We start from the raw sequence: 24,105 nt of genomic DNA on the forward strand, positions 1-24,105 counted from the left end.
TTGAAGACGTATATTTTTATTGGAATAAATAAGGGAATGCTTTAAGGTGAACGAATTGGAGAAGGGTGGTTTATTATTTAGTGAAGCAGAATAAATTTGTACAGATAATACCATCTGGAATGAGGTGAATTGTGATTGTGAAAATGTGGGAAATAAGTCTAGATAAAGAATTGTTTCCGTGGTCTTTACAACCTGTTATGTGGATGGAAGGTGGTTCTAAAGAAGTTACGAGCAAACAGTCTAATCCAAATGTAGCAGTAATATTACAAATTCGCAGTAAAAAAGAAAAGTGTTTTTCACAAGAAGTTGTTTATGATGTACATGAAATTCTTTTTATTCAATTAGAAGTTGAAAACATAGGAAGCGAAGAAATTTCTCGCGTAATCGTTAGTCATATGATTCGTGATCATTTTGCATATATCCCTAATACATTACAAACGAGTAAAGGGACGGGAGAGTTTTTATTCCAACTTGTAAGGTGGAGGATTGATGAATTACTACCAGGTGAAAAAGCTCAATTAATCTGTCAGGTCAAAGCATCACGTATACAAATCCCGTCTCATATTTCGTTACGTGCTACATACACATTTCAGCAGAAGGGCCGATTATATGGACCACTTCAAACAAAAGAAGCAATATTGATACAACAATAAAAAGGAATCCCGGGACGTGGGTTCCTTTTTTAATGCAAATTATGCTTCTTTAGTAATTCTTTTTGTTCTAGGCCTTTTTTTCCTACATAGTTATTTTTATATCCGAAGTATAAAATAAATAAGAAAGAAGCAACATTTATGATAGCATCAATTTGGTCATTTGTAATAAAAGAAAGCCCGAATGATTCAAATAATAGCTTTAATGATAAGAGAAATCCGGCTAAAAAACGAATGACGTCTGGAATATTTTCTCTTTGTAACATCTTTTTCTCCTTTCGGTAATGGATATATATTATATAAATACAAATTGAAAGACCGACATAAAACCCTTTTTAGGTGGGAGAGAGCATCTGGTCATGCAGACCCTTTTCCTGCCCATACCAAGTTAAAACAAAGAGAGAAAACAAGTAGCGGTCACTTTTCGTTCTCCATAGCATCGATTTATATGTTGGAAAATCAAAATAGATATATACTATATATATGAAATAGAAAAGAAAATGAATACAAGTTTAAGAGAGAAAATGTACGGAAAATACGTACATTTTTGTTTTGTAAAAAAATATTATTGATATAGAAGCATACAGTATGATTAGTAATGCAAGATGTATAGATGCTCAATCCTTTTTGCTTTACTTATAATTTATATTATATAAAAGGTATTCAATTATTATTTTAGACGGTAACTTATCCGGGAGAGCGAAAATCATTAGAAGAGCTATGAAATAAAGTGAGAACTCAATCGTATAACATAGAGATTTAATAAATAGAGAATTATAAAAGTTTTTTCGTAACAATTCCATCTCTTTTGTTACAAAAAAATGATATATTGTAACAAAAGTCTTTAAAAATAGATTTAAACATCATATAATTGTAATGGATGTGTCAATACATTTTGCACAATGTTTTTTTATTTAAAAGTGTAGGGGAAACAATCTCTACACTTTTCCTTTTGAGGGAACAAAAAGAATATTTGTAAATTGTTGCAAGTGAACCTTTACACTGTGTAAAATGAACAAGAAAAGATTGATAGAAAGAGAGAAAGGGAATGGTAGAATGATAGACGTGAGGAGCCGACGATCGCCTTTGATCAGGTGGCTAGTTATAATTGCTATTGCAACTAGTGCTATCGCGGCGGGGTTTTTCATATTTCAATCCTTTACATCACCTGCAAGAGCTGTAGCCACTCAGGTAAACCCAATCCAGCTTGCTAGTGAACAGGTAAAAGTTGAGTTGGATAAAAAAGCACCGGTGAAATTTAATGGGGAAGTACGCAAAGTTGCATACTTAACTTTTGATGATGGGCCGAGTGAATTTCAAAAAGAAATTTTAGATATCTTAAAGAAAAATGAAATAAAAGGAACATTTTTCATGATTGGTGGAAACATCCCTTCTCATACAGAGAGTGTGAAACGTTTAGTAAAGGAAGGACATTATCCAGGTGTTCATAGCATGACACATGATTATGCCAAACTGTATAAACAAGGACAGTTTGTAGAAGAGATGAAACAAGCGCAGAAAATTGTGAAAGATGTTACAGGGATGGAACCTAAGCTTGTTCGTTGCCCGTACGGAAGTATGCCAGGGCTTAATCAAGCATTGCGGGACCAAATGGCAACAGTAAATATGAAAGAATGGGACTGGACTATTGATTCTTTAGATTGGAAATTACCAGGGAATCCAAATGGTGTAGTACAAAATGTCATTTCAGGGGCTAAACAAGAACGTGAAGTCATTTTAATGCATGAAAAAAAACAAACTGTACAAGCATTGCAAACAATTATTGATGATCTTCGTAAAAAAGGGTATGAGTTTGAAGTGTATGAAGAAGCTGCTCATTTTCCATTGAATTTTTGGCATGATGATCGTATATAAGTAGGAGGAAAAGAAGTTGAAGTATAATAAAATAGCAATTGTAGCGGCTTTATCTATGACATTATTAGCTGGTTGTTTCGGACCAAAACCAGAAGAGGAATTATATGTAGCATTTGAAAATGCTGCGAAGCAAGAAAAGCCAATGTTTGAAGACGCGAAAAAATTAGAGGCATTAGAAAAAGAAGGCCAAACATTATACGGTCAAATCGTGCAAGAAGGAAAAGATAATAATCAAGCTGTGAAAGAAAAATTAGATCAAGCAATGAAAAATACAGCAGAACGTAGAAAAGTAATTGATAAAGAAAAAGAAGCATTAAACAAAGCACAAGAAGAAGTGAAGTCGGTTGATAAATATGTGAAAAAAATCGAGAATGGTAAGCTAAAAGAACAAGCAGACAAAGTAAAGAATACTTACGAAAAACGATATGAGTCTTTTAAGAAGATGTATGACAACTATAGTAAATCATTAAAGTTAGAAAAAGAATTATTCACAATGCTTCAAGATAAAGGAGCAAAATTAAAAGATATTAGTGAGAAAGTAAAAACGGTGAACCAATCTTATAAAGATATTGATGCTGAAAAAGATAAGTTCAACGAATATACAAAATCATATAATACAGAAAAAGTAGCATTTTATAAACAAGCGAACATTAAAATAAAAGAAGAGAAGAAATAAAGCAGGTTGGCCATTATGGCCAAGCCTGCTTTATTTCTTTGTATACGTACGCCGATACCAAGGAATTGGTTCGCTTAATTTTTTTTCCTGTTTTAGCGCTTCCGGCCCAATATAATCTTGAAGCGCTTTTTTTGCTACTGCTAAAGAAAGAGTTGTTTTGGGGTTTCTATAGGAAGATTCAAGGCTACCGAGATGTGGGAGAGTACTGAAATCATCTTTTGTAGGAGGGATATGGAAAAAATAGTCACCTAACCGAACGAGAACATCTGATTGTTGCTGACTAAAACGTGGATTCCTAGAGAAATGTAATCCTTCTTTTATTGCTTTCTTTTCACTAATTAAACGTTCTAAAGCAATCTTTTTCAACCAATATAAATATTTAGGATTTGTAGCAGCTTTGGCATGCCGGTTCACAATGAAAATAGATTGAGCCAATTGATCAATAGAATATTGTTTGTGTGATTGAGACTGTGGTTGTGAAGGTTTCATAGTGGGACCCCTTTCTAGTTTTTCAATATTATAGCATAAATAAAAGTAGTTTTTATTATATACAAAAAATGATTGTATACATTTTCAATATTAAAGCAATATTGTTACAAAAAACAACTATTTTGTATAATAGTGATAGGAATGATTTCTAGAAATTTGATAATGAAAGAGTGAGAAGTGTGAAAGATATATTGAAACAGCAATATGCCATTATTGATATTGGTTCAAATACAATGCGATTGGTGATTTATGAAAAACAAAATGGAGGCTTTTATAAGGAAGTTGAAAATACAAAGGTTGTTGCACGATTAAGAAATTATCTAATAGATGGTGTGTTAATACAAGAAGGGATGGATATACTGCTGCAAACATTACTTCAATTTCAAGAAAGTACAAGGTATCACGGATTACATAATGTGCTTTGTGTTGCGACAGCAACAATTAGACAAGCAAAGAATCAAGAAGAAATAAAAAAACTTGTAGAAGGAAAAACTGATTTTGTGCTTAGGGTGTTATCTGAATATGAAGAAGCACGCTATGGTTACTTAGCTGTGATGAATTCAACTTCTTTTACAGAAGGAGTTACTGTCGACATAGGTGGGGGAAGTACAGAGGTTACATATTTTCGGGACCGAGAAATTGTAGAATATTATAGCTTTCCTTTTGGAGCGCTTTCTTTAAAACAACAATTTATTCATCGTGAGACACCAACCACAGAAGAATTAGAAGAATTAAGAAGATATCTATGGTATCAATTTCAAACGTTACCTTGGTTAAAGGAAAAAAGACTACCTCTTATTGCTATAGGTGGGAGTGCTCGAAATATGGTGAAAATTCATCAAAATGCAATTTCTTATCCGATAGCAGGTTTGCATTTATATAAAATGAAGGAAGCAGATATAAGGGATGTGAGAGAGGAACTAGAAAGTCTTTCTTTTACAGAATTACAGAAGTTAGATGGGTTAGCAAAAGATCGAGCTGATACAATTATTCCAGCGATAGAAGTATTTTATATGCTAACAAATATTATACAAGCCCCGTCATTTGTATTAAGCAGAAAAGGGTTACGAGAAGGTGTTTTCTATGAGGAACTTACAAAAAAATTAGGTATTTCTTATTATCCAAATGTAGTAGAGGAAAGTTTACACTTATTGTCCTATGAATATGAAATGGATATGAAATTTGTCGTTCAACTTATTAAGCAAGGAACGTTAATTTGTACACAACTTGAAGAGTCTGAAATTATTTATTTTTCAGAAAAAGATTGGGGTATATTTTATCAAGCTGCCAAAGTATTTAATATCGGGAAATACATAGATACAGAAGCAAGCCGTCTGCATACATTCTATTTATTGGCGAATAAAACAATCGACGGCATGATGCATAAAGAACGTATTAGACTTGCACTCATCGCATCTTATAAATCGAAAATGCTATTTAAACAGTACTTAGCACCATTTGAAGGTTGGTTTGATAAGAGTGAACAGAAAAAAATTCGATTGTTAGGGGCAGTTTTACAATTTTCAGCTGCTTTAAATGTGAGACAAAGGGCGCTTATTGAAAAGATTAACGTGGAAAAAAATAAAGAGAAGCTTGTATTCCGCATTGTTTGTAAACAATCAGCTTTAGCAGAAAAGGTACAAGCAGAAAAGCAGAAAAAGCAGTTAGAAAAAGCATTGAAGATGAATATTGATTTAATATTTGAAGAGGAATATTAAGTTGTACGGATGTCTTTACAAAAGTTTTACACTTTAATAAATTGGAATTTGATACAATAAATGTAACTAAATTATATTGAAAAAGTTTCAAGGGAAGTGTGAGGGGAAATGGAATTGGAATTGATGAAGGAAAGCCCTGTAAATTTGAATGATACTGCTTACTATAATAACCGTGAATTAAGCTGGCTTGCTTTTAATGAACGTGTGTTACAAGAGGCACAAGATGAAAGTAATCCACTTTTAGAAAGATTAAAGTTTATTAGTATTTTTAGTTCAAATTTGGATGAATTTTTTATGGTACGTGTTGCTGGATTAAAAGATCAAGTAAAAGCGGGCTTCAATCAACCAGAAAATAAGGCTGGATTAACACCAAAACAGCAGCTAAATAAAATTGCTACGAAAGCTCATGAATTGATGACAGTTCAGTATAATACATTTAAAAATACTGTGCTGCCAGCGCTTGAAATGGAAGGTATTGAGCCGTTAATATTTCAAGATTTAACGAAAGAGCAACGTGAGTTTATTGAAGAATATTTTGACGAACAAATTTTCCCAGTCTTAACGCCTGTAGCGATAGATGCATATCGTCCGTTTCCGATGCTTTTAAATAAAAGTTTAAACTTAGCTACTATTCTCTATGATGAGAAACAGGTAGAGGAAGAGAACAGAACAAAGCTTGGTATTGTCCAAGTGCCTTCATTACTCGAGCGTTTTATTTTTTTGCCAAGTGAAGATCAAAAGCATAAATTTATTTTATTAGAAGACGTAATTAGTAGTTTTACTCATAAATTATTTACAGGATATAAAGTATCCTCGGTCACTCGTTTTCGTATTACGCGTAATGCGGATTTGACAATACATGAAGAGGGTGCACGTGATTTATTGAAAGTAATTGAAAAAGAGTTAAAAAAACGTAAGTGGGGGGCGGCTGTTCGTTTAGAAATTGGAAAAGAGCATGTAGATGAAAGAGTTTTAGCTTTATTATATGAAGTGTTAGAGGTAAAGGATGAAGATGTATATATGATGGAGGGACCATTAGACTTAACATGTTTATTTTCCTTATATAAAAAATTAGCACCTTTATATGAACATCTTGTTTATCCAGCTCTTATTCCGCAACCGCCTGAAGATTTAGACGATGAAGAAGATGTATTTGAGAAAGCAATTGAGCACGATATTTTATTGCATCATCCATTTGAATCTTTTCAGCCAGTTGTTGATTTTGTGCGTGATGCGGCAGATGACCCGAATGTGCTGGCTATAAAACAAACGTTATATCGTGTAAGTGGAGATTCTCCGATTATTCAGGCATTAAAGACCGCAGCGGAGAAGGGGAAACAAGTAACAGTGCTTGTTGAATTAAAGGCTCGTTTTGATGAAGAAAATAATGTCCATTGGGCAAAGGAACTTGAACAAGCGGGTTGCCACGTTATTTATGGTGTAAGTCATTTGAAAACACATAGTAAAATTACACTTGTTGTACGGAGAAAACACGGAAAAATTGAAAGATTTGTACATTTAGGGACAGGAAACTATAATGATGCGACTGCAAAGCTATATACAGATTTTGGCTATATTACATCCCGAAAAGATTTTGGAGTAGATGCAACAAATTTCTTTAATTATTTGAGCGGTTATACAACGAAACCTCATTTTCATCATTTGTCAGTGGCTCCTTTTGATATACGTCAGCAATTTATGGAGCTAATAGATGAAGAGATTCGCTATCATAAGCAATATAGTAATGGACACATTATTGCTAAGATGAATTCATTAACAGATAAACCGTTGATTCAAAAGTTGTATGAGGCATCGCAGGCTGGAGTGAAGGTGGAACTTATCGTGAGAGGAACATGTTGCTTACGCCCTGGTATTCAAAATGTAAGTGAAAATATTAGGGTGATTAGTCTTGTTGGGCGCTACTTAGAACACAGCCGTATTTATTATTTCCATCATAATGGAGATGAAAAAATTTATTTATCTTCCGCTGATTGGATGACAAGGAATATGGAAAAGCGAGTAGAAATATCTTTTCCAATTCTAGGTCTTGAAATGAAAGCAAGAATAAACGCAATATTACAGCTTATTTTAGCAGATAATGTAAAAACGCGTGAACAAAACAAAAATGGTGAATACTATTATGTAATCAATAATAGTTCGCAAGAGATTGATAGCCAAGTGAAATTATTTAAGATGGCTTATCAAAATACTGATGTAGAGTAATGTTTTGTATATATGAAATAGTTAATAATAACTTATGAGTAAGTACCTAGTACTAAGATTATAAGGATATTATATATGAATACAAATTGAAAAAAACGACATAACTCCTTTTTTTAGGTGGGAGAGAGCATCCAGCTATGCATAGGAGCGGTCAATCCCACTTCCTGCCCCGTGCAACGGTAAAACAAAGAGAGAAAACGAATGCAGATCACTTTTTGTTCTGTATAGCAGTGGATTACATATTGAAAAATCAAAATAGATTCATATAGAAAAAATGATTGATGATAAAAAAGATGATCAAATAAAATTTCAATTAATAGAAATGAATGAAAAAAGCCTCTTATATAAATAAGGAGCTTTTTTCATAGTTTTTGTTTATATCAATAATAATACGGCTGGCATGGCCCTCCGTAACAAGGAAACGGTGTTGGCGGATATGGAGGATAGTAAGATGGTCTAGGACCGAATGCTAATGCTCCGCCAAGTAAACCGCCAGCAAGTCCTGCTAAGAATGGAACACCGAAGAAGGGTAAGAAGCGTGAGTCACTTACTGGGCCAATGGGTCCTGAACGAACTAGATAGGGCTGAGGATATGGGTACATGTACAAACCTCCTTTATTGGACTCATTGTTATCATATGGTGAAAAAGTATGGATGAGCGAGTACAAGAAAGGATATATGAGAAAATAGGCAATTATAGGTTACAGGTGCTGAAGGGTGAATACTGTAATTTCAGGCCTGGACAAAAAACGAAATGGAACACGTGTCCTTCCAAGACCGCGATTTACATAAAGGAGTAATTCTTGAATATGATAAAATCCCTCAATGTAATGTTTTGCTAGTGCTGGGGTAATGATCGCTCCTAAAAAGGGAAGTTGTACTTGTCCACCATGACTATGTCCAGAAAGTTGGAGGTTTACTGGGAAGTTTGCAATTTTAGGTGCTATATCAGGTTCATGTACGAGCACAATTGTATATAGCTCTTTTTGCACATGGTGTAATGTTTCCTCGATTTCTGGTTTGCCAAGAAGCATGTCATCGATTCCGAAAATAGAAATTTCACTATTATCGAATAAACGAATACGTTTTTCGGTATTTTGTAATACTTCAAAACCTGCATCACTCATAATTTGACTATAGTATTCGGTTCCATACCCACCATGATCATGGTTTCCATAGATTGCAAATTTACCAAAGGGTGCACGAATATTTCGCAAAATTGAAGAAACAAAAGGAGTTTCGCTATATGTTTGGTAGTCATCGATTAAATCACCAGTAAAAAGGACAATATCAGGCGCAGCACTATTTATTTTTGAAACGATTGTTGAAAGGTGTTGGAGAGAAAAATAGTACCCTAAATGTAAATCACTAAATTGGACGATTTTCATACCGTGAAAGTTTTTGGGAATAAGTGGAGAACGAAGGGTGTGATGTGTGAAAGAAAGAAAGTTCGGCTCTATATATTTTGCATAGTAATAGCCGAGACCAGCTGTAATACAAGTATAGAGACAAGTGCGTATTCCTGTTTTTATAAAGTTTCTTCTCGTTATTTGTTTCATAGGAATATGAGCGAACCTATAGTATACAAAAGGAAGTTTATAAGATATACAGGCATTATAGGTCACTTGGCTCTCCTTTCCGTTTATTTCTTGTTCTAGAATTATATTTTGAGATATCGAAAAGTAGTATATATAAATACAAATTGAAAAACCGACAAAAAACCTAATCTTTAGGTGGGAGAGAGCATCCGGCCATGCATAGAAGCAGTCAGATTTTTTTCCTGCCCCATGCTAAGTGAAAACAAAGAGAGAAAACAAGTGCGGATCACTTTTTGTTCTGCATAGCAGTGGATTATATGTCGAAAAATAAAAATGGATTTATAGAGATTATAAGAAATATGGCAATGAAAGTGATTTACTTATCTAAAGATATCAGAAAAATTTAAAAATATAAAGATTTCTATGAAATAAAGTGGTAAAATGAATATGTATTCATTTTTGGGGAGGGGAAACTTTGAAAGAAAAAGTAGCGATTATAACAGGTGGTTCAAGCGGAATGGGAAAAGGGATGGCAGCTCGTTTTGCAAAGGAAGGAGCACGCGTTGTTATTACAGGGCGTACACAAGAAAAGCTGGAAGAAGCGAAAAAAGAGATTGAGCAATTTTCAGGACAAGTATTGACAGTACAAATGGATGTTCGAAGTATAGAAGATATAAAAAATATGATTGAATATGTTGATGAAAAATTTGGACGCATTGATATTTTAGTAAATAATGCAGCAGGTAATTTTATTTGTCCTGCAGAAGATTTATCGATTAATGGTTGGAATGCGGTTATTAATATTGTGCTTAACGGAACTTTTTATTGTAGTCAAGCAGTAGGGAAGTATTGGATTGAGAAGGGCATAAAAGGAAATATCATTAATATGGTAGCAACGTATGCATGGGATGCAGGACCGGGTGTCATTCATTCTGCTGCGGCGAAAGCAGGTGTGTTGGCAATGACAAAAACGCTCGCTGTTGAGTGGGGGCGTAAATATGGTATTCGCGTCAATGCAATTGCTCCTGGACCAATTGAACGAACAGGTGGTGCGGATAAATTATGGATTTCAGAAGAGGCAGCCAATCGTACACTGCAAAGCGTCCCGCTTGGTCGGCTTGGTACGCCAGAAGAAATTGCGGGTTTAGCTTTTTATTTATGCTCTGATGAGGCAGCATACATAAATGGAACGTGTATGACAATGGATGGTGGACAGCATTTGCATCAGTATCCATTTTAAAGGGATTATATAAAGTGAAACGTGGTACTGCCCATGAATGCGAGGTAAAATGTGACGGATTTGTGACATATGAAAGAAAAGTGTTTACAATAGGTTTTTTATAAGGTATATTTAAGACCTCTTTTTTCTTCATAGTAGAATTGCTAATTCCCCTTAGCATTTTACCCCTCTAATCCCTTCAGGAAAACTGAAGGGATTTTTTATTATTTTTCTATACATACGGTGTTATAATTTTTGAAAAGTAAAGGGAGGGAAACATTTTGGTAGATGCATTAGATGTGATGAGTAATTTAGATAAAGTCCTTCCTTATTATCAAGCTATTTTTAGTGCTGATGAGCATACAGTAATTGGATATGAGGTAGTAGGACGTATCCAAACGGAAGAAGGGATACAAAGTCTTTCTTCTTTTTTTCATGATGATTCCATTCCAGGTGAATTTCAACTAGAGGTGGATAATGTCATAGTAGAAAAAGCATTAGAACGTTACTTGGAAACAGATCAAAAATTTTTATTGTTTATACATCGGGGTGCGAACATATTAATGAATGATGAAGATGAAAGTTTACTTCATTTGCTATTAATGTATGAAAAAAAAGGATTGAATTTAGGGAATATCGTTTTAGAAATAACAGAGCATGATTGTAAGGAAGATATAGAACAATTTAATCACTTACTTATGTATTACCGTACATATGGCATTCAAATTTCAATTAATAAAGTAGGGACAGGTACGAGTAATCTAGAACGAATTAGTGTGCTGGCACCTGATATTTTAAAGGTGGACTTAACGAATTTAAGACAAACTGCACTTTTACAATCTTATCAAGATATTTTATATTCTTTGTCTTTATTAGCGAGAAGAATTGGTGCGACATTATTATATGAAGAAATTGATGCTTTTTACCAACTGCAATACGCTTGGAAAAATGGTGGAAGATATTATCAAGGGAATTATTTAAAAAAATGTTTACCTGATTTTATTGAAGCGGATATTTTAAAAGAACGTCTGGGTAATGAATGTCATCAATTTATTCAACATGAAAAGAAAAAACTACAAAAAATTTATCAATTAACGGAAACATTGCGTGATCAAGTTGGGAATGTTTTATCTAAGCAGAAAAAGAATGAAGACGTTAATAATTGGTTATTGCATTTTAGTCAACATGTATCGCATTATAGTTTTCGAATCTTTATTTGTAATGAAGACGGCTTTCAGCAATCAGGAAACATTATGAAAAAAGATGGTGAATGGATTGTTATGCCAGAGTATTATATGAAAAATTGGAGCTGGCGTCCGTATTTTTTAGAAAATATAATGAAAATGAGATTTGAAAATAAAGCAAGACTCTCTGATTTATATGCAGATATAGAAACAGGAGAGATGGTACGAACGTTTTCCTTTCCAATTGATGATGAACATTTTTTATTTATTGATTTGTCCTATGAATTTTTATACGAAGAAGATGTTTTATTTTAATGCACGAAGCAATTCGTGCATTTTTTTGTTTGTTTTTAGCATAAATTGGTAATAGTGAAAAAGATGGCAAAAATGCTGTCTATCATTGTAAAGATTTTACGAACGAAACCATCCCTTTCTTTACATAATCATTGTTACAATGAATACTACAAAGACAAGCTCTGTTAAAGGAAGGTGAAAAAATGAGGAAATATGGAATTTGGTTTGTTCTATTTTTATGTGTTGCCTTTCTAGTTGGGTATAGTGTTACAACGGTTCTTGGTAAAGAAGAAATAAAAGTGGATCGAAAAGAAGTGTTTACAACCATTCAAAAGGGATATGAGGTACAATTTTCAATTCGTGGGAAGCATTTATCAATGGGGAAGATGTATGATGTACTATCACCTTATTTTACAAATAACTTTCTTCAAGTCTTTACAGATGAAAATAGTAACGGTGACAAACAAAGCGGTGAACATTTACTTCCTACAAAAGAAGCTCCTTTTTCTTTTACTTCTCAAACAAAGTTAGCATTTGACGAAGAACATGGGCTTTTATACGTATATGAATGGGTGAAAAATGAACAATATCAAATTATTACGTTGCAAAAGGAAGAAGGAAAATGGAAATTAGCTGGTTATCATGAGAGTCAGGAGCTTTTAATAGAAATGAAAAAATTACAAGAGTTGAAAGAAAAGGAATAGGTGAATCATTGCCTATTCCTTTTCTAGATTTAGTAACTGTTGTAATTTTTCAATTTGAAAACCAGAGACAACTTCCCCATCAATGACAACGGTTGGAGTTGAGTATGAGTTATAGTCATATAAAAGACGGTTGCGAGCAGCGCTATCCTTTTTGACATCAAATTCCTTGTATGTTATATTGTTGTGTTTTAAGAATTCTTTTACAATGGTACATGGTGGGCAATCTGGTTGTGTATAAACCTCTATTTTTTTCATTATAAATCCTCCTCTTTTTCTGCTTTTTATTATATTCCGCAGCTACAAAAACCGCAATAAAGGAAGAAAAAAGATTTCCTTTTTGCTTTTTACTTCTTTTTTCGACAAATTTTAGTTGAGTTTCTCGTCAAGAAGCTTTATCCTAGAGTGTGGAACATTTTTTCTGTTATGACGGATAGAATGAGTATAGCTGTAAAACCTATTGATAGGAAGATTAGAGAAAGGGGAGATTTCATGTCTCTACTCCAAGGAATTTTAACTCGACTTGTTAGTCTACAAGAACAAGCTGAAAGCGGTGAAGTAGCACAACGCTATTTTGAAGTGAACGGTGAACGCAAATGTAGCGTGAAATTTTTCGATAAAAGTGAAATGTATGAGTTAGAAGTGTATCAGCAAGGCGAAAAGCCACAAGTGTATCAATTCGATAATATTGATATGGTTGCAATTGAGATCTACGATATTATTTCTTGATACATACAAAAAAGGTACCGCGAGAAGCGGTACCTTTTTTGGTGATTTTAATAATAACTTCATTCTTCATTAATGGGTAGTAAGAGGATAAGGAATTAAAGAAGATATGTGGAGATAACGATCTGTAAAAGCTTAATGGAAGTTTCACTTTATATGTATAAGATTTTTTGGTTCTTCCTACACTGGTATTAAAAGTTTGAAGGGAATGTGGAGTGTGGAACGATTACCAATTGTTGTTTGTCCAAAATGTCATATGTCATTTGAAATTGATCGTGTGCTAACAGCTCAGTCTAATCAGAATGTAATTTATACTTGTCCAGCATGTAAGTATTCCATCCGAAATATAGAAACAAGTAAAGGATAATAAAGTCATATTTTCCTCTTTTGTCCCATACAATGAGAATGCAAAAAGTCTGTCTAATCGAAGGGACGTGACTATGTGGACGGTGAGCATCCATTTTATAATGTATCAGAGAGGAATATGAATTTTGAAACGGTGTTCTCACGCATCTGTAATTTTATTAAAAGAGATCCACGCAATTTATATCGACTGTCTATTGGAACTGATTCACAAGCACATCAAAAATATACTCGTTTTATTACGGCAGTGCACATTCATCGTGTTGGGAAAGGAGCATGGGGATGTTTAAAACATAAAGCAGTACATAAAAGACCACCTACCTTACGTGAGAAAATATATTTAGAAACACAGTTTAGTCAAGAAGTCGCCTGTTTGTTTACACCGGAACATATAAGGCGGGTATGGGAGATTTTACATCCATACGCTCATGAAGGAGCTGGATTTGTAATGGAAATTCACTTGGATATAGGAAATGATGGATTAACAAAAGAATTTATTTCGGATATGACAATGAAGGTGAAGGCGATGGGGCTGACTGCAAAAATTAAACCTGATGCTTATGCAGCTTTTAGTTATGCAAATCGATATACAAAGTAAAAAACTGAATTTTTATCTATTAAACTAAGCAGATATTTTATATAATAAATAATAAGAAAAAAGCATAAGGAGAGGAGTATATGCAGACGAAAGTTACTTTAACAAACGAAGAAAAAAGCTTGCTGTTAGATATTTTATTTCGTCAAAACTACGCTACTGAAATTCTAGCTGTTGAGCTTACAGATATTGAAATTGGTTTAAAAAAAGCGGATATTTCCCAATATAGAAGAATTACAAGGTTGTTTAATCGATTAAAAAATGAAGGATACTAAGAGCTACCATAAAGGTAGTCTTTTTTTTGTGTTCTATGGTAAAATGAACTGTGTATCATTATTTTTTGTTGTAATAAATAAGGACAAAATAATAATATGAAAACGCTATCATAAGATATGAGTAGAAATGGGAAATAAAGTGAAACTTTTAGCCGTGGATATGATTAACTTCGAACAGTAAGGTTCTTATGAATAGTCTATTGGAGATCATGTTAGCAGGAAAAAGGGAGAAAAAGTGGGGGATATAAAATGATTAGTATTCCGAAAGATGAGTTTCAACAAGTTCTTGTAAAGGATTTAATGATTTCATCAGAAAAAGTTGCACATGTTCAAATTGGAAATAGCTTAGAACATGCTTTACTTGTTCTTGTAAAGTCTGGATATTCTGCAATTCCTGTTTTAGATCCCATGTATAAATTGCATGGATTAATAAGTACTGCGATGATTTTGGATGGTATTTTAGGGTTAGAACGCATTGAATTTGAAAAGCTTGAGGATATGAAAGTGGAGAATGTAATGAAAAAGGACATTCCGAATCTTGGACTTGAAGATTCATTTGCTAAAGCGTTAGAAATGACAATTGATCATCCATTTATTTGTGCTGTAAACAATGACGGGTACTTTGAAGGAATTTTAACAAGGCGTGCTATTTTAAAATTGTTGAACAAAAAAGTAAGACAGTATAATCGATAAAGAAGGGTAAGCGACTTCGAATAAAAAAGAAGTCGCTTTTTTATCATGCGTCTCTTTTCCATTGTGTATAGGGAACAGCGTCAACAAGTATAAAAGGTTAAGTGAAATGCCAATTTATCCAAGCTTCTTAAAAATAAAAATTAAATATCGCATGTTAGAGAATAGTGCAACATATATATTGAGGTTAGATGGTTACATGTAAGATAAGGAAAGAGGGAGAAAGTTGCAAATTGATGATTTTCAAATGATGGTTGTTTTAGCACAGGAATCCAATATGAGAAAAGCTGCGGAGCGCTTATTCGTTTCACAACCTGCACTCAGTCAACGATTACAATCAATGGAAAAACAGTGGGGAATGAAATTTTTTATCCGTTCTCAAAAAGGCCTGACAATTACACCAGAAGGGGAAAAAGTGGCCAATTATGCGAAAGATATGTTGCAAAGGGAAGAGGCAATTAAAAGTGAATTAGCAATCTATCGTACGGAAACATATGGGACATTAAAGATAGCTGTGGCATCTGTGATTGGACAATATTGGTTACCACCTGTTTTAAAGCGGTTTGTACAAAAATATCCATTTGTTAAAATTTCCCTTTTCACAGGATGGAGTAGTGAAGTACAGAAGCAATTTTATGAAGGGGATGTTCATGTAGCTATACTACGAGGGAAACAAGAATATAAAGGGTATAAACAGCAATTATTTGAGGATGAGCTGTATTTAGTTGACACAGAAATTAAAGATATTTCTATGTTGAAAGATACAAACAGACCGTTTATACAATTTAAAAGCGATTCCACATACTATGGACAAATACAAAATTGGTGGTATAGTTTATTTTCTAATCCTCCTAAACGAACGATTGTAGTTGATCAAATTGAAACATGTAAGCAGCTCGTTTTAAATGGAATTGGTTATGCACTGTTGCCTTCTACTGTGTTAAAAGAAGTAAGAGAAAAGACATATAAAACGCCTGTTAAATTGACTCGAGAAACGTGGTTATTGACAAGCGATTCTGCAAGGCAACTTAAGCAAGTGCAAGCATTTTTAGATATTATAGAAGAAATTCAAATGGGAAAATAAGATTATTGTCTTGCTAGTAGCTCTTTCGTTTGGTAGAGTAACATTATAAATGGATTTAGGAGGCAACAAGCATGAAAATGATGGATGCAAACGAAATTATTTCGTTTATTCAAAAAAGCGAGAAGAAAACTCCTGTAAAGGTATACATAAAAGGGGATTTAAAAGAAGTAACATTCCCTGAAACAGTACAAGCATTTGTAAATAAAAAAGCTGGTGTTTTATTTGGAGAGTGGTCTGAGATTAAGACAATTCTTGAAGACAATAAAAAGCACGTTGTAGATTACGTTGTTGAAAACGACCGTCGTAATTCTGCTATTCCAATGCTTGATTTAAAAGGTATTAAAGCTCGTATTGAACCAGGTGCAATTATTCGTGACCATGTTGAGATCGGTGATAATGCAGTTATTATGATGAATGCAACGATTAATATCGGTGCAGTAATCGGTGAAGGTTCAATGATTGATATGAATGCAGTGCTTGGCGGACGTGCTACAGTAGGTAAAAACTGTCACGTTGGTGCTGGGGCAGTACTTGCAGGTGTAATTGAACCACCTTCTGCAAAACCAGTTATCGTTGAAGATGACGTTGTAATTGGTGCAAATGTAGTTGTCCTAGAAGGTGTTACAGTTGGTAAAGGCGCGGTTGTTGCAGCAGGTGCAGTTGTAACGGAAGATGTACCCCCATATACAGTGGTTGCAGGAACACCAGCTCGTGTTATTAAAGAAATTGATGAGAAGACAAAAGCAAAAACAGAAATTAAACAAGAACTTCGTCAATTAAACCCAGAAAAATAAAGAACAAAAGCGTAAGGGCAAATAAGCTCTTACGCTTTTTATAAAGTGAAACTTTTACGGGCAGTTGATCACCCACCTAACTTCTTTGCTTTTGCTGAATTTTGAGTTGGAGGTCTTACTGCCCGCGAATAGCGAGATAAATGGTGGTGGAGACATGACAGTCAGTAAATTTGTACAAATTCGTAGGGATTTACATAAGATTCCGGAGTTAGGATTTAAGGAATGGAAAACACAACAATATATTTTAGATTATATTTATACTCTTCCTAAGGAATATATTGAAGTTAAAACATGGAAAACGGGCGTAATCGTTAAAGTGAATGGCAGAAATCCAAAGAAAACGATTGGTTATCGTGCAGATATTGATGGTTTACCGATTTCAGAGGAAACTGGGTATGAATTCGCTTCTATTCATGAAGGAATGATGCATGCATGTGGTCATGATGTGCATGCTACAATCGGATTAGGACTCTTAACAGCGGTTGTAAATGACAGGATAGATGATAACCTTGTAGTTATTTTTCAACCAGCGGAGGAAGGACCAGGTGGCGCTTTACCTATGTTAGGAAGCGAAGAACTACAAGCGTGGAAGCCTGATATCATTCTGGGTCTTCATATCGCACCAGAGTATCCAGTGGGGACAATCGCAACAAAAGAAGGATTACTATTTGCAAATACATCGGAACTATATATTGATTTAAAAGGAAAAGGTGGACATGCAGCATATCCACATACTGCGAATGATATGATCGTTGCGGCAAGTCATCTTGTTACACAGCTTCAATCGGTTGTTAGTCGTAATGTGAATCCACTTGATAGTGCGGTTATTACAATTGGTAAAATTACAGGTGGTACAGTCCAAAACATTATTGCAGAAAAGTCTCGCCTAGAAGGGACAATTCGAACACTATCAGTTGAATCGATGAGACGAGTGAAGAGCAGAATAGAAGCGATTGTCACAGGTATCGAAGCAGCATTTCAATGTGAAGCTGTTATTGATTATGGAGCAATGTATCATCAAGTATATAATCGTGAAGAGTTAACGCAAGAGTTTATGATGTTTGCATCTGAGCAAACGAATATGAATGTTGTTACATGTACAGAGGCGATGACAGGAGAAGATTTCGGGTATATGCTTCGTGATATCCCGGGATTTATGTTTTGGCTTGGGGTAGACTCAGAATATGGTTTACATCATGCAAAGCTACAACCGAAAGAAGAGGTAATCGAACAAACCATTTCGTTTTTAAATCAATATGTAAAATGGAAAGGGAACAGGGGTTAAAGCCTGTTCTTTTTATGTGGAAAATTATAATTTATGATGCATTTTTTTTGTAATTCTAACACAATACTTTATAATGGTAGGTGGAGGAACAAGTTGTTAGTAAGTTATTTTATAATAATTATCAAATAAAATTGACTAAAAACTAATTCCTCTTATATAATACAAGAGTAGACAATATATGATAAAAAATTTACGGAGGTTGATACATATGGCAGAACGTATGGTAGCAAAACAAGCGCCACGATTTGAAATGGACGCTGTTATGCCAAACAAAGAATTTGGTAAAGTAAGTCTTGAAGAGGTTATGAAACAGGACAAATGGACGGTACTTTTCTTCTATCCAATGGACTTCACTTTCGTATGTCCAACAGAAATTATCGCACTTTCTGATCGTTATGATGAGTTCGAAGATTTAGATGCAGAAGTAATTGGTGTATCTACTGATACAATTCACACTCACTTAGCTTGGATTAACACTGACCGTACGAAAAACGGTTTAGGTGAATTAAAATACCCTCTAGCTGCTGATACAAACCATGTAGTATCTCGTGACTACGGTGTATTACTTGAAGAAGAAGGTATCGCACTTCGTGGTTTATTCATCATTAGCCCAGAAGGCGAATTAATGTACCAAGTTGTACATCACAACAACATTGGCCGTGAAGTTGACGAAGTAATTCGTGTTCTTCAAGCTCTTCAAACTGGTGGACTTTGCCCAGCAAACTGGAAACCAGGTCAAGCAACTTTAAACGTTTAATTTTATTGTGAAATATAGGAGGGTCTAACAATATTTTGTTAGGCCTTTCTCTACATTCGTAAGGGGGGAAAATCATGAAATTACGTCAACCAATGCCTTCTTTAGACGGCGCAACAACAGTGTTAAATGGAGAAGTAGTACGTGAATCACTAATTGGCGAAAAGCCAACACTTATTCATTTCTGGTCAGTTAGTTGTCACTTATGTAAAGAAGCAATGCCAGATATTAATAAATTCCGTGATGAATATAAAGAGCAGTTAAATGTTGTTGCAGTTCATATGCCACGTTCAGAAGAAGATTTAAATCTTGAGCAAGTGGAAGCAGTTGCAAAAGAGCACGGAATATCCCAACCAATTTTGGTGGATAACCAACACAAGATTGCCGATGCATTTGAAAATCAATATGTACCAGCTTATTATGTATTTGATAAAAATGGTGTGCTTCGTCATTTCCAAGCAGGTGGAAGTGGAATGAAAATGCTAACAAAACGAGTAAATCGTGTGTTAGATGAAGCGGAAAAAGAAGCTGAATAAGATGGGAAGCTTTCTCTTTACATGCTAGATGGCTTGGAAGGAGAAGTTTCTTTTGATATGTGCAAAGCCTCCTTTTCATTAGGAGGTTTTTGTTTTATTACGCTATTCATGGGTGGTAAGAACTCCACCTCAACATGCAGCGAAAGTAATGAAGTTAGGTGGGGGGAAGCAACCTCCATTGATTAAAATTTCACTTTATAAATAGTAGGATAAATGAGAAATGGGACTTGTACATACTAATTTAGAAATAAAAATCTTACTGAAGGAAATGGAACTGTATGTTTTAGTTTACTTTTTATGCGATAAATGTGTAAAATCAATGTGATATATAGAAAAAAGGGTGGGGAATCAGGTGCAGATTGGCAGTGCAATCTTGTGTTTCTTTTTATACGCATATGTTATTATTGCAGCAGTTTATTTCGGGATAAGTTTTTACGCATATCGCTTAACGAATAAACGCGGATATGAAGAAACATATAAATGGGTGAAAGGTTATTTATCACCAGTATTAGAGATTATGAATGGATTCGTTCTTTTTTTATTTATTGGTCTAATTGCCTTTTCGACAAGTCTAGTTGGAAATAAGACAACATTATTTGTAATTGGTGTCACTATTTTTATGCTTTTAGGAATTCGAATAGGAAATGCTGTGTTTTGGAATGAAAGGAAAATTGACGGATGGACAGGTATGCTGATTCCAAGTATGTTAGCAGCTATTGTTACGAATATAGAACATGAATATAATCAGTTACATTTTTGGTTAATCATCGTATTAACAATTCTTTCTGTCCTGTATATAAGTACAGCATTTTTAACGTATTGCGCAAATGAAAAAGGTGATTTTAATGGGATTCGATTTTTTCGGAGTCGAGCGTTATTTTGGAGTGTTCCCACGATGTTAGTCATTGGAATCATTGCACTTGTTGTAAATGGATATAACTTTGCAGGATGGCAAGTGTTTTTAGAGACCTGGTGGATATTTATTATTTCATTTTGTGCATTTTTAGGAGCAACTCATTATTTATTTCATCAACAGCATTATAAATGGGCGCTCTTATTTGCTTTTACACAGCTCTTATTTGCCTTTTTTGGTCAAGAAACATTATTATTTGTGTTTCAAACGTTTAGTTCGTTTGGAAATATATTTGTTTTTGGTATGCTCATTTGTATTATTGCATTTTATTTGCAGCAGTATTTCTATATACAAAAGCAAAAATAAGTATACGTTGATTGCTAGTCTTTGTGGCGAATATAAAGTATGCTACAATAAAAGTAGACAGGACTTGATGTTATTGGAGGAATTCATGTGAGTGAGAAAGAGAAAGAATTTGCTGTCATCGGACTTGGACGTTTTGGAGGCAGTATTTGTCGTGAATTAGCTCAATTAGGTATGGAAGTAATGGCAATTGATTCTGATGAAGACAAGATAAATGAATTTGCAAATATTGCTTCGCATGCAGTGATTGCAGATTCAACAGATGAAATGGTCTTAAAGAGCCTTGGAATTCGCAATTTCGATCATGTAGTTGTTGCGATTGGTGACAATTTAAATGCGAGTATTTTAACGACTCTTATTTTAAAAGAATTAGGCGTGAAAAATATTACTGTTAAGGCTCAAAATGATTATCATGAAAAAGTGTTAACTAAAATAGGAGCAGATCATATTGTCCATCCTGAACGCGATATGGGAAAACGAATTGCGAATAATATTGCTTCAAGTAACGTATTAGATTACTTAGAGCTTTCAGATGAGCATAGTATTGTAGAAATTATCGCAAATAAAAAAATTGATGGCCACTCTTTAATTGAACTAGATATTCGTGCGAAGTTTGGATTAAACATTGTGGCAATTAAGCGAGGGAAGGAAGTTATTGTTTCTCCTCGAGCTACAGAAAATATTCAATCAGGAGATATTTTAATTGTAATTGGTCATGATGATGAAGTGAATCGTTTTAAGCACTTCTTACGATAGGATATAATGTGAAATAAAAAAGGACAATGCTCGCAAGCATTGTCCTTTTTTTATATTTCCATAATGATTGGTAAAATCATTGGACGGCGTTTGGTTTTTTCATACAAGAATGGTGCTAATGTATCTGTAATCTCATTTTTAATTTCAGACCATTGTGTTGTCTTTCGCTCCATTACTTTTTCTAAATGAGTAGTAATTAAAGTTTGTGCATCGTTGATTAAATCGCTACTCTCACGCATATAAACGAATCCACGAGAGATAATATCAGGTCCTGCTGCAACTTTAAATTCTTTCATATCAATGCTGACAACTACGATAACAAGTCCTTCTTCAGAAAGAATACGACGGTCGCGTAGTACAATGTTACCAATATCACCAATGCCGTTTCCATCAATATAAACAGAGCCGGATGGGATTTTTCCAGCAACGTTTGCTTCATCTGAACGTAAGGCAAGAACATCACCATTGTCCATAATGAAGCAATTTTCTTCTGGAATACCACAATCGTTTGCCAATTTCATATGCATACGTTGCATGCGAAATTCACCATGAATTGGCATAAAGTATTTAGGTTTAATGAGACGTAGCATTAACTTCTGTTCTTCTTGTCCACCATGTCCACTTGTGTGAATGTTTGAAAGTTTACCATGAATAACATCAGCACCAGCACGGTATAACATATTAATTGTACGGCTTACGCTAACTGTATTCCCTGGAATTGGTGAAGAAGAGAAAACAACTGTATCACCAGGGATAATTTGAATTTGACGATGTGTACCGTTAGCAATACGAGAGAGTGCTGCCATTGGTTCCCCTTGACTACCTGTGCATAAAATAACAACTTTATTAGCTGGTAGGCGATTTAGTTGAGACGCTTCTATAAATGTATCTTTTGGACAGCGAATATAACCAAGATTATGACCAATCTCAATTGCTGCTTCCATGCTTCGGCCAAATACAGCTACTTTACGATTGTTTTCAACAGCAGCTTCTACAACTTGTTGTAAACGATGAATATTGGACGCGAAGGTTGCAAAGATAATACGTCCTTCCACTTTGCGGAAAATATCTTGAATGCTATCACCGACGCGGCGTTCAGACATTGTAAAGTTAGGTACTTCACTATTGGTACTATCAGATAAGAGACAAAGGACACCATCTTTACCGATTTCTGCCATTTTTGTCAAATCTGCTGGTTCCCCTACTGGTGTGAAATCAAATTTAAAGTCTCCCGTATGAACAATTTGCCCTTGCGGTGTTTTCACAACAACTCCATATGAATCTGGAATACTGTGCGTCGTACGGAAGAAGGAAACAGATGTCTTTTTGAATTTAATAACATCGTCTTCTTGAATTTCGTAAAGTTTTGCTTTACGAAGTAATCCGTGCTCTTCTAACTTGTTTTTAATTAAGGCGATTGCCAATTTCCCACCATAAATTGGGATGTTCACTTGGCGTAATAAATAAGGGATTCCACCGATATGATCTTCGTGACCATGTGTGATAAATAACCCTTTAATTTTATCTTCGTTTCGTACAAAATAAGTGTAATCAGGAATCACGTAATCGATTCCGAGAAGTTCGTCTTCTGGAAATTTAATTCCAGCATCAATTATAATAATTTCATCTTGAAATTGGACAGCATATGTATTTTTGCCGATTTCACCGAGTCCACCAAGAGCAAAAACGGCCGCCTGATCATTTTTTAGGAATTTCATAAATTATACGATCTCCGTTAATGTTAAATCAGCATTTTGCTTTTCGTATTCAAGATGAGCGCCAGTAACAGATTGGACAAACTCAATATTATATGCGAACTTTTGTAATTTTGTACGAACGTCTCTTTGAGATTCTGCTTCTAAATATAAAACTTTTGTATTTTCACGTACTGGAACCTCAGTCATTTTTTCTTGATAGAATACTTTAAAAATCATTGGGAAAACCTCTCCTTGTCTATGTTTTGCATTATCTGTTACCTATTATAAAGCAAATAGTCATGATTTTCATGTTTTTTCGAATGAGAATGAAGAAAAAGCCCGAAATGGGCACGATTTAAGCCATGGTCTTTTTACGGACTAAATCGTTTAAATATCGTTTTAACTTTTTCTTCAGCTTCTTCAGCATGATTACTCCTTCCTTTCCTTATTTCAAACATGCATACTTATTTTTTGTTTATCAGTAGTAACTCTTCATCTCTACATACTAGGAAATCATAGAAGAGAAATGAGGGAAGTGCTGTCCGGATAATTCAAGGGTTTTATTGGCTCGTGCAGATGTAATCTTATGTTACGTTTTTGGCTCTCACAGGCAGTATGCCCCTCAGTTATGAATATAGTATGAGATAGATTAGAAAAGAAAATTCATTCAAACAAACATCAATGTTCTTTTGATAGTATATGCATATTGTGCGAATAAGGTTAGGAAGTGAACGCTTTCTTCACAGATGTTTAATATGTTATACTTT

Annotated in this window: 27 protein-coding genes; 20 read left to right on the forward strand and 7 right to left on the reverse strand. The window is 34.3% G+C overall.

Annotated features, from left to right (window positions below; genetic code table 11):
- Positions 1–137: 137 nt before the first annotated feature.
- Positions 138–653 carry a hypothetical protein gene (locus MHH45_RS23785; RefSeq protein ID WP_033671488.1) on the forward strand — a complete coding sequence of 172 codons (516 nt, stop codon included), beginning with the start codon at positions 138–140 and terminating at the stop codon, positions 651–653.
- A 29-nt stretch (positions 654–682) separates the two neighbouring features.
- Here MHH45_RS23785 and MHH45_RS23790 read toward each other — a convergent pair whose 3' ends face one another.
- Positions 683–916 (reverse strand): phage holin, encoded by a 234-nt coding sequence (locus MHH45_RS23790; protein ID WP_016116099.1) that lies wholly within the window; start codon positions 914–916, stop codon positions 683–685.
- 790 nt (positions 917–1,706) lie between these two features.
- Here MHH45_RS23790 and MHH45_RS23795 point away from each other — a divergent pair.
- Together MHH45_RS23795 and MHH45_RS23800 are read left to right on the forward strand one after the other, a co-directional pair.
- On the forward strand, positions 1,707–2,525 hold the full coding sequence (locus tag MHH45_RS23795) for a peptidoglycan-N-acetylglucosamine deacetylase (protein ID WP_016116098.1): 819 nt from the start codon (positions 1,707–1,709) through the stop codon (positions 2,523–2,525).
- 55 nt (positions 2,526–2,580) lie between these two features.
- On the forward strand, positions 2,581–3,201 hold the full coding sequence (locus MHH45_RS23800) for a YkyA family protein (protein WP_044880878.1): 621 nt from the start codon (positions 2,581–2,583) through the stop codon (positions 3,199–3,201).
- Positions 3,202–3,231: 30 nt separating this feature from the next.
- Here MHH45_RS23800 and MHH45_RS23805 read toward each other — a convergent pair whose 3' ends face one another.
- Positions 3,232–3,690 (reverse strand): YkyB family protein, encoded by a 459-nt coding sequence (locus MHH45_RS23805; protein ID WP_016116096.1) that lies wholly within the window; start codon positions 3,688–3,690, stop codon positions 3,232–3,234.
- A gap of 179 nt (positions 3,691–3,869) precedes the next feature.
- Here MHH45_RS23805 and MHH45_RS23810 point away from each other — a divergent pair, with 179 nt between their 5' ends.
- Both MHH45_RS23810 and MHH45_RS23815 read left to right on the forward strand, forming a co-directional pair.
- Positions 3,870–5,408, forward strand: a complete 1,539-nt coding sequence (locus MHH45_RS23810; RefSeq protein ID WP_016116095.1) for a Ppx/GppA family phosphatase — start codon at positions 3,870–3,872, stop codon at positions 5,406–5,408.
- Between the two features lie 114 nt (positions 5,409–5,522).
- Positions 5,523–7,631: an RNA degradosome polyphosphate kinase gene (locus MHH45_RS23815; RefSeq protein WP_016116094.1), complete on the forward strand. Its 2,109-nt coding sequence runs from the start codon at positions 5,523–5,525 to the stop codon at positions 7,629–7,631.
- A gap of 380 nt (positions 7,632–8,011) precedes the next feature.
- Here the strand turns inward: MHH45_RS23815 and MHH45_RS23820 are convergent, their stop codons facing one another.
- Positions 8,012–8,233 (reverse strand): hypothetical protein, encoded by a 222-nt coding sequence (locus MHH45_RS23820; RefSeq protein ID WP_003208297.1) that lies wholly within the window; start codon positions 8,231–8,233, stop codon positions 8,012–8,014.
- Between the two features lie 99 nt (positions 8,234–8,332).
- Entirely contained in the window at positions 8,333–9,190 is an 858-nt protein-coding gene (locus tag MHH45_RS23825; RefSeq protein WP_033671486.1) for a metallophosphoesterase, read from the reverse strand.
- 454 nt (positions 9,191–9,644) lie between these two features.
- On the opposite strand from MHH45_RS23825, the gene fadH reads away from it, so the two are divergent.
- From fadH to MHH45_RS23840, 3 genes are all read left to right on the forward strand, one after another.
- A complete protein-coding gene (gene fadH / locus MHH45_RS23830; protein ID WP_016116092.1) occupies positions 9,645–10,409 on the forward strand; it encodes a 2,4-dienoyl-CoA reductase in 765 nt (254 codons plus the stop codon).
- A 260-nt stretch (positions 10,410–10,669) separates the two neighbouring features.
- Positions 10,670–11,887, forward strand: coding sequence for an EAL domain-containing protein (locus tag MHH45_RS23835; RefSeq protein ID WP_016116091.1), 1,218 nt, complete (start codon positions 10,670–10,672; stop codon positions 11,885–11,887).
- A 182-nt stretch (positions 11,888–12,069) separates the two neighbouring features.
- Positions 12,070–12,570: a DUF3993 domain-containing protein gene (locus MHH45_RS23840; protein WP_016116090.1), complete on the forward strand. Its 501-nt coding sequence runs from the start codon at positions 12,070–12,072 to the stop codon at positions 12,568–12,570.
- A 12-nt stretch (positions 12,571–12,582) separates the two neighbouring features.
- On the opposite strand, the gene MHH45_RS23845 is transcribed toward MHH45_RS23840, so the two are convergent.
- A complete protein-coding gene (locus MHH45_RS23845) occupies positions 12,583–12,825 on the reverse strand; it encodes a glutaredoxin family protein (RefSeq protein WP_016116089.1) in 243 nt (80 codons plus the stop codon).
- 234 nt (positions 12,826–13,059) lie between these two features.
- Between MHH45_RS23845 and MHH45_RS23850 the strand changes: the two genes are divergently transcribed.
- The 12 genes from MHH45_RS23850 to MHH45_RS23905 all read left to right on the forward strand — a co-directional run bounded on the left by MHH45_RS23850 (position 13,060) and on the right by MHH45_RS23905 (position 21,641).
- Positions 13,060–13,296 (forward strand): YkuJ family protein, encoded by a 237-nt coding sequence (locus MHH45_RS23850; protein ID WP_000055151.1) that lies wholly within the window; start codon positions 13,060–13,062, stop codon positions 13,294–13,296.
- 214 nt (positions 13,297–13,510) lie between these two features.
- Complete coding sequence (locus MHH45_RS23855; RefSeq protein WP_077293847.1) at positions 13,511–13,660, forward strand: hypothetical protein; 150 nt, start codon at positions 13,511–13,513, stop codon at positions 13,658–13,660.
- Positions 13,661–13,735: 75 nt separating this feature from the next.
- The gene (locus MHH45_RS23860) at positions 13,736–14,254 is read left to right on the forward strand and encodes a ribonuclease H-like YkuK family protein (RefSeq protein ID WP_016116088.1); all 519 of its coding nucleotides are present in this window, start codon (positions 13,736–13,738) and stop codon (positions 14,252–14,254) included.
- Between the two features lie 80 nt (positions 14,255–14,334).
- Positions 14,335–14,526: an antirepressor AbbA gene (gene abbA / locus MHH45_RS23865; protein ID WP_016116087.1), complete on the forward strand. Its 192-nt coding sequence runs from the start codon at positions 14,335–14,337 to the stop codon at positions 14,524–14,526.
- A gap of 249 nt (positions 14,527–14,775) precedes the next feature.
- Complete coding sequence (gene cbpB / locus MHH45_RS23870) at positions 14,776–15,219, forward strand: cyclic-di-AMP-binding protein CbpB (protein WP_003199926.1); 444 nt, start codon at positions 14,776–14,778, stop codon at positions 15,217–15,219.
- A 244-nt stretch (positions 15,220–15,463) separates the two neighbouring features.
- Positions 15,464–16,300 (forward strand): LysR family transcriptional regulator, encoded by an 837-nt coding sequence (locus MHH45_RS23875; RefSeq protein WP_229161854.1) that lies wholly within the window; start codon positions 15,464–15,466, stop codon positions 16,298–16,300.
- Positions 16,301–16,371: 71 nt separating this feature from the next.
- Positions 16,372–17,094: a 2,3,4,5-tetrahydropyridine-2,6-dicarboxylate N-acetyltransferase gene (gene dapD / locus MHH45_RS23880; RefSeq protein ID WP_016131899.1), complete on the forward strand. Its 723-nt coding sequence runs from the start codon at positions 16,372–16,374 to the stop codon at positions 17,092–17,094.
- 154 nt (positions 17,095–17,248) lie between these two features.
- Positions 17,249–18,379 carry an N-acetyldiaminopimelate deacetylase gene (locus tag MHH45_RS23885; protein ID WP_016116084.1) on the forward strand — a complete coding sequence of 377 codons (1,131 nt, stop codon included), beginning with the start codon at positions 17,249–17,251 and terminating at the stop codon, positions 18,377–18,379.
- A gap of 208 nt (positions 18,380–18,587) precedes the next feature.
- A complete protein-coding gene (locus MHH45_RS23890) occupies positions 18,588–19,136 on the forward strand; it encodes a peroxiredoxin (RefSeq protein WP_003199933.1) in 549 nt (182 codons plus the stop codon).
- Positions 19,137–19,210: 74 nt separating this feature from the next.
- Positions 19,211–19,669, forward strand: a complete 459-nt coding sequence (locus MHH45_RS23895) for a TlpA disulfide reductase family protein (RefSeq protein ID WP_016116083.1) — start codon at positions 19,211–19,213, stop codon at positions 19,667–19,669.
- A 352-nt stretch (positions 19,670–20,021) separates the two neighbouring features.
- Positions 20,022–20,888, forward strand: a complete 867-nt coding sequence (locus MHH45_RS23900; RefSeq protein WP_016116081.1) for a cytochrome d ubiquinol oxidase subunit II — start codon at positions 20,022–20,024, stop codon at positions 20,886–20,888.
- A gap of 87 nt (positions 20,889–20,975) precedes the next feature.
- The gene (locus tag MHH45_RS23905; RefSeq protein ID WP_003199938.1) at positions 20,976–21,641 is read left to right on the forward strand and encodes a potassium channel family protein; all 666 of its coding nucleotides are present in this window, start codon (positions 20,976–20,978) and stop codon (positions 21,639–21,641) included.
- A 50-nt stretch (positions 21,642–21,691) separates the two neighbouring features.
- Here the strand turns inward: MHH45_RS23905 and rnjA are convergent, their stop codons facing one another.
- Positions 21,692–23,359, reverse strand: a complete 1,668-nt coding sequence (gene rnjA / locus MHH45_RS23910; protein ID WP_003199940.1) for a ribonuclease J1 — start codon at positions 23,357–23,359, stop codon at positions 21,692–21,694.
- Between the two features lie 3 nt (positions 23,360–23,362).
- Positions 23,363–23,575 (reverse strand): DNA-dependent RNA polymerase subunit epsilon, encoded by a 213-nt coding sequence (locus MHH45_RS23915; RefSeq protein ID WP_016116080.1) that lies wholly within the window; start codon positions 23,573–23,575, stop codon positions 23,363–23,365.
- Positions 23,576–24,105: the final 530 nt, after the last annotated feature.

The organism is Bacillus sp. FSL K6-0042 (assembly GCF_038006685.1).
GTDB lineage: Bacteria > Bacillota > Bacilli > Bacillales > Bacillaceae_G > Bacillus_A > Bacillus_A pseudomycoides.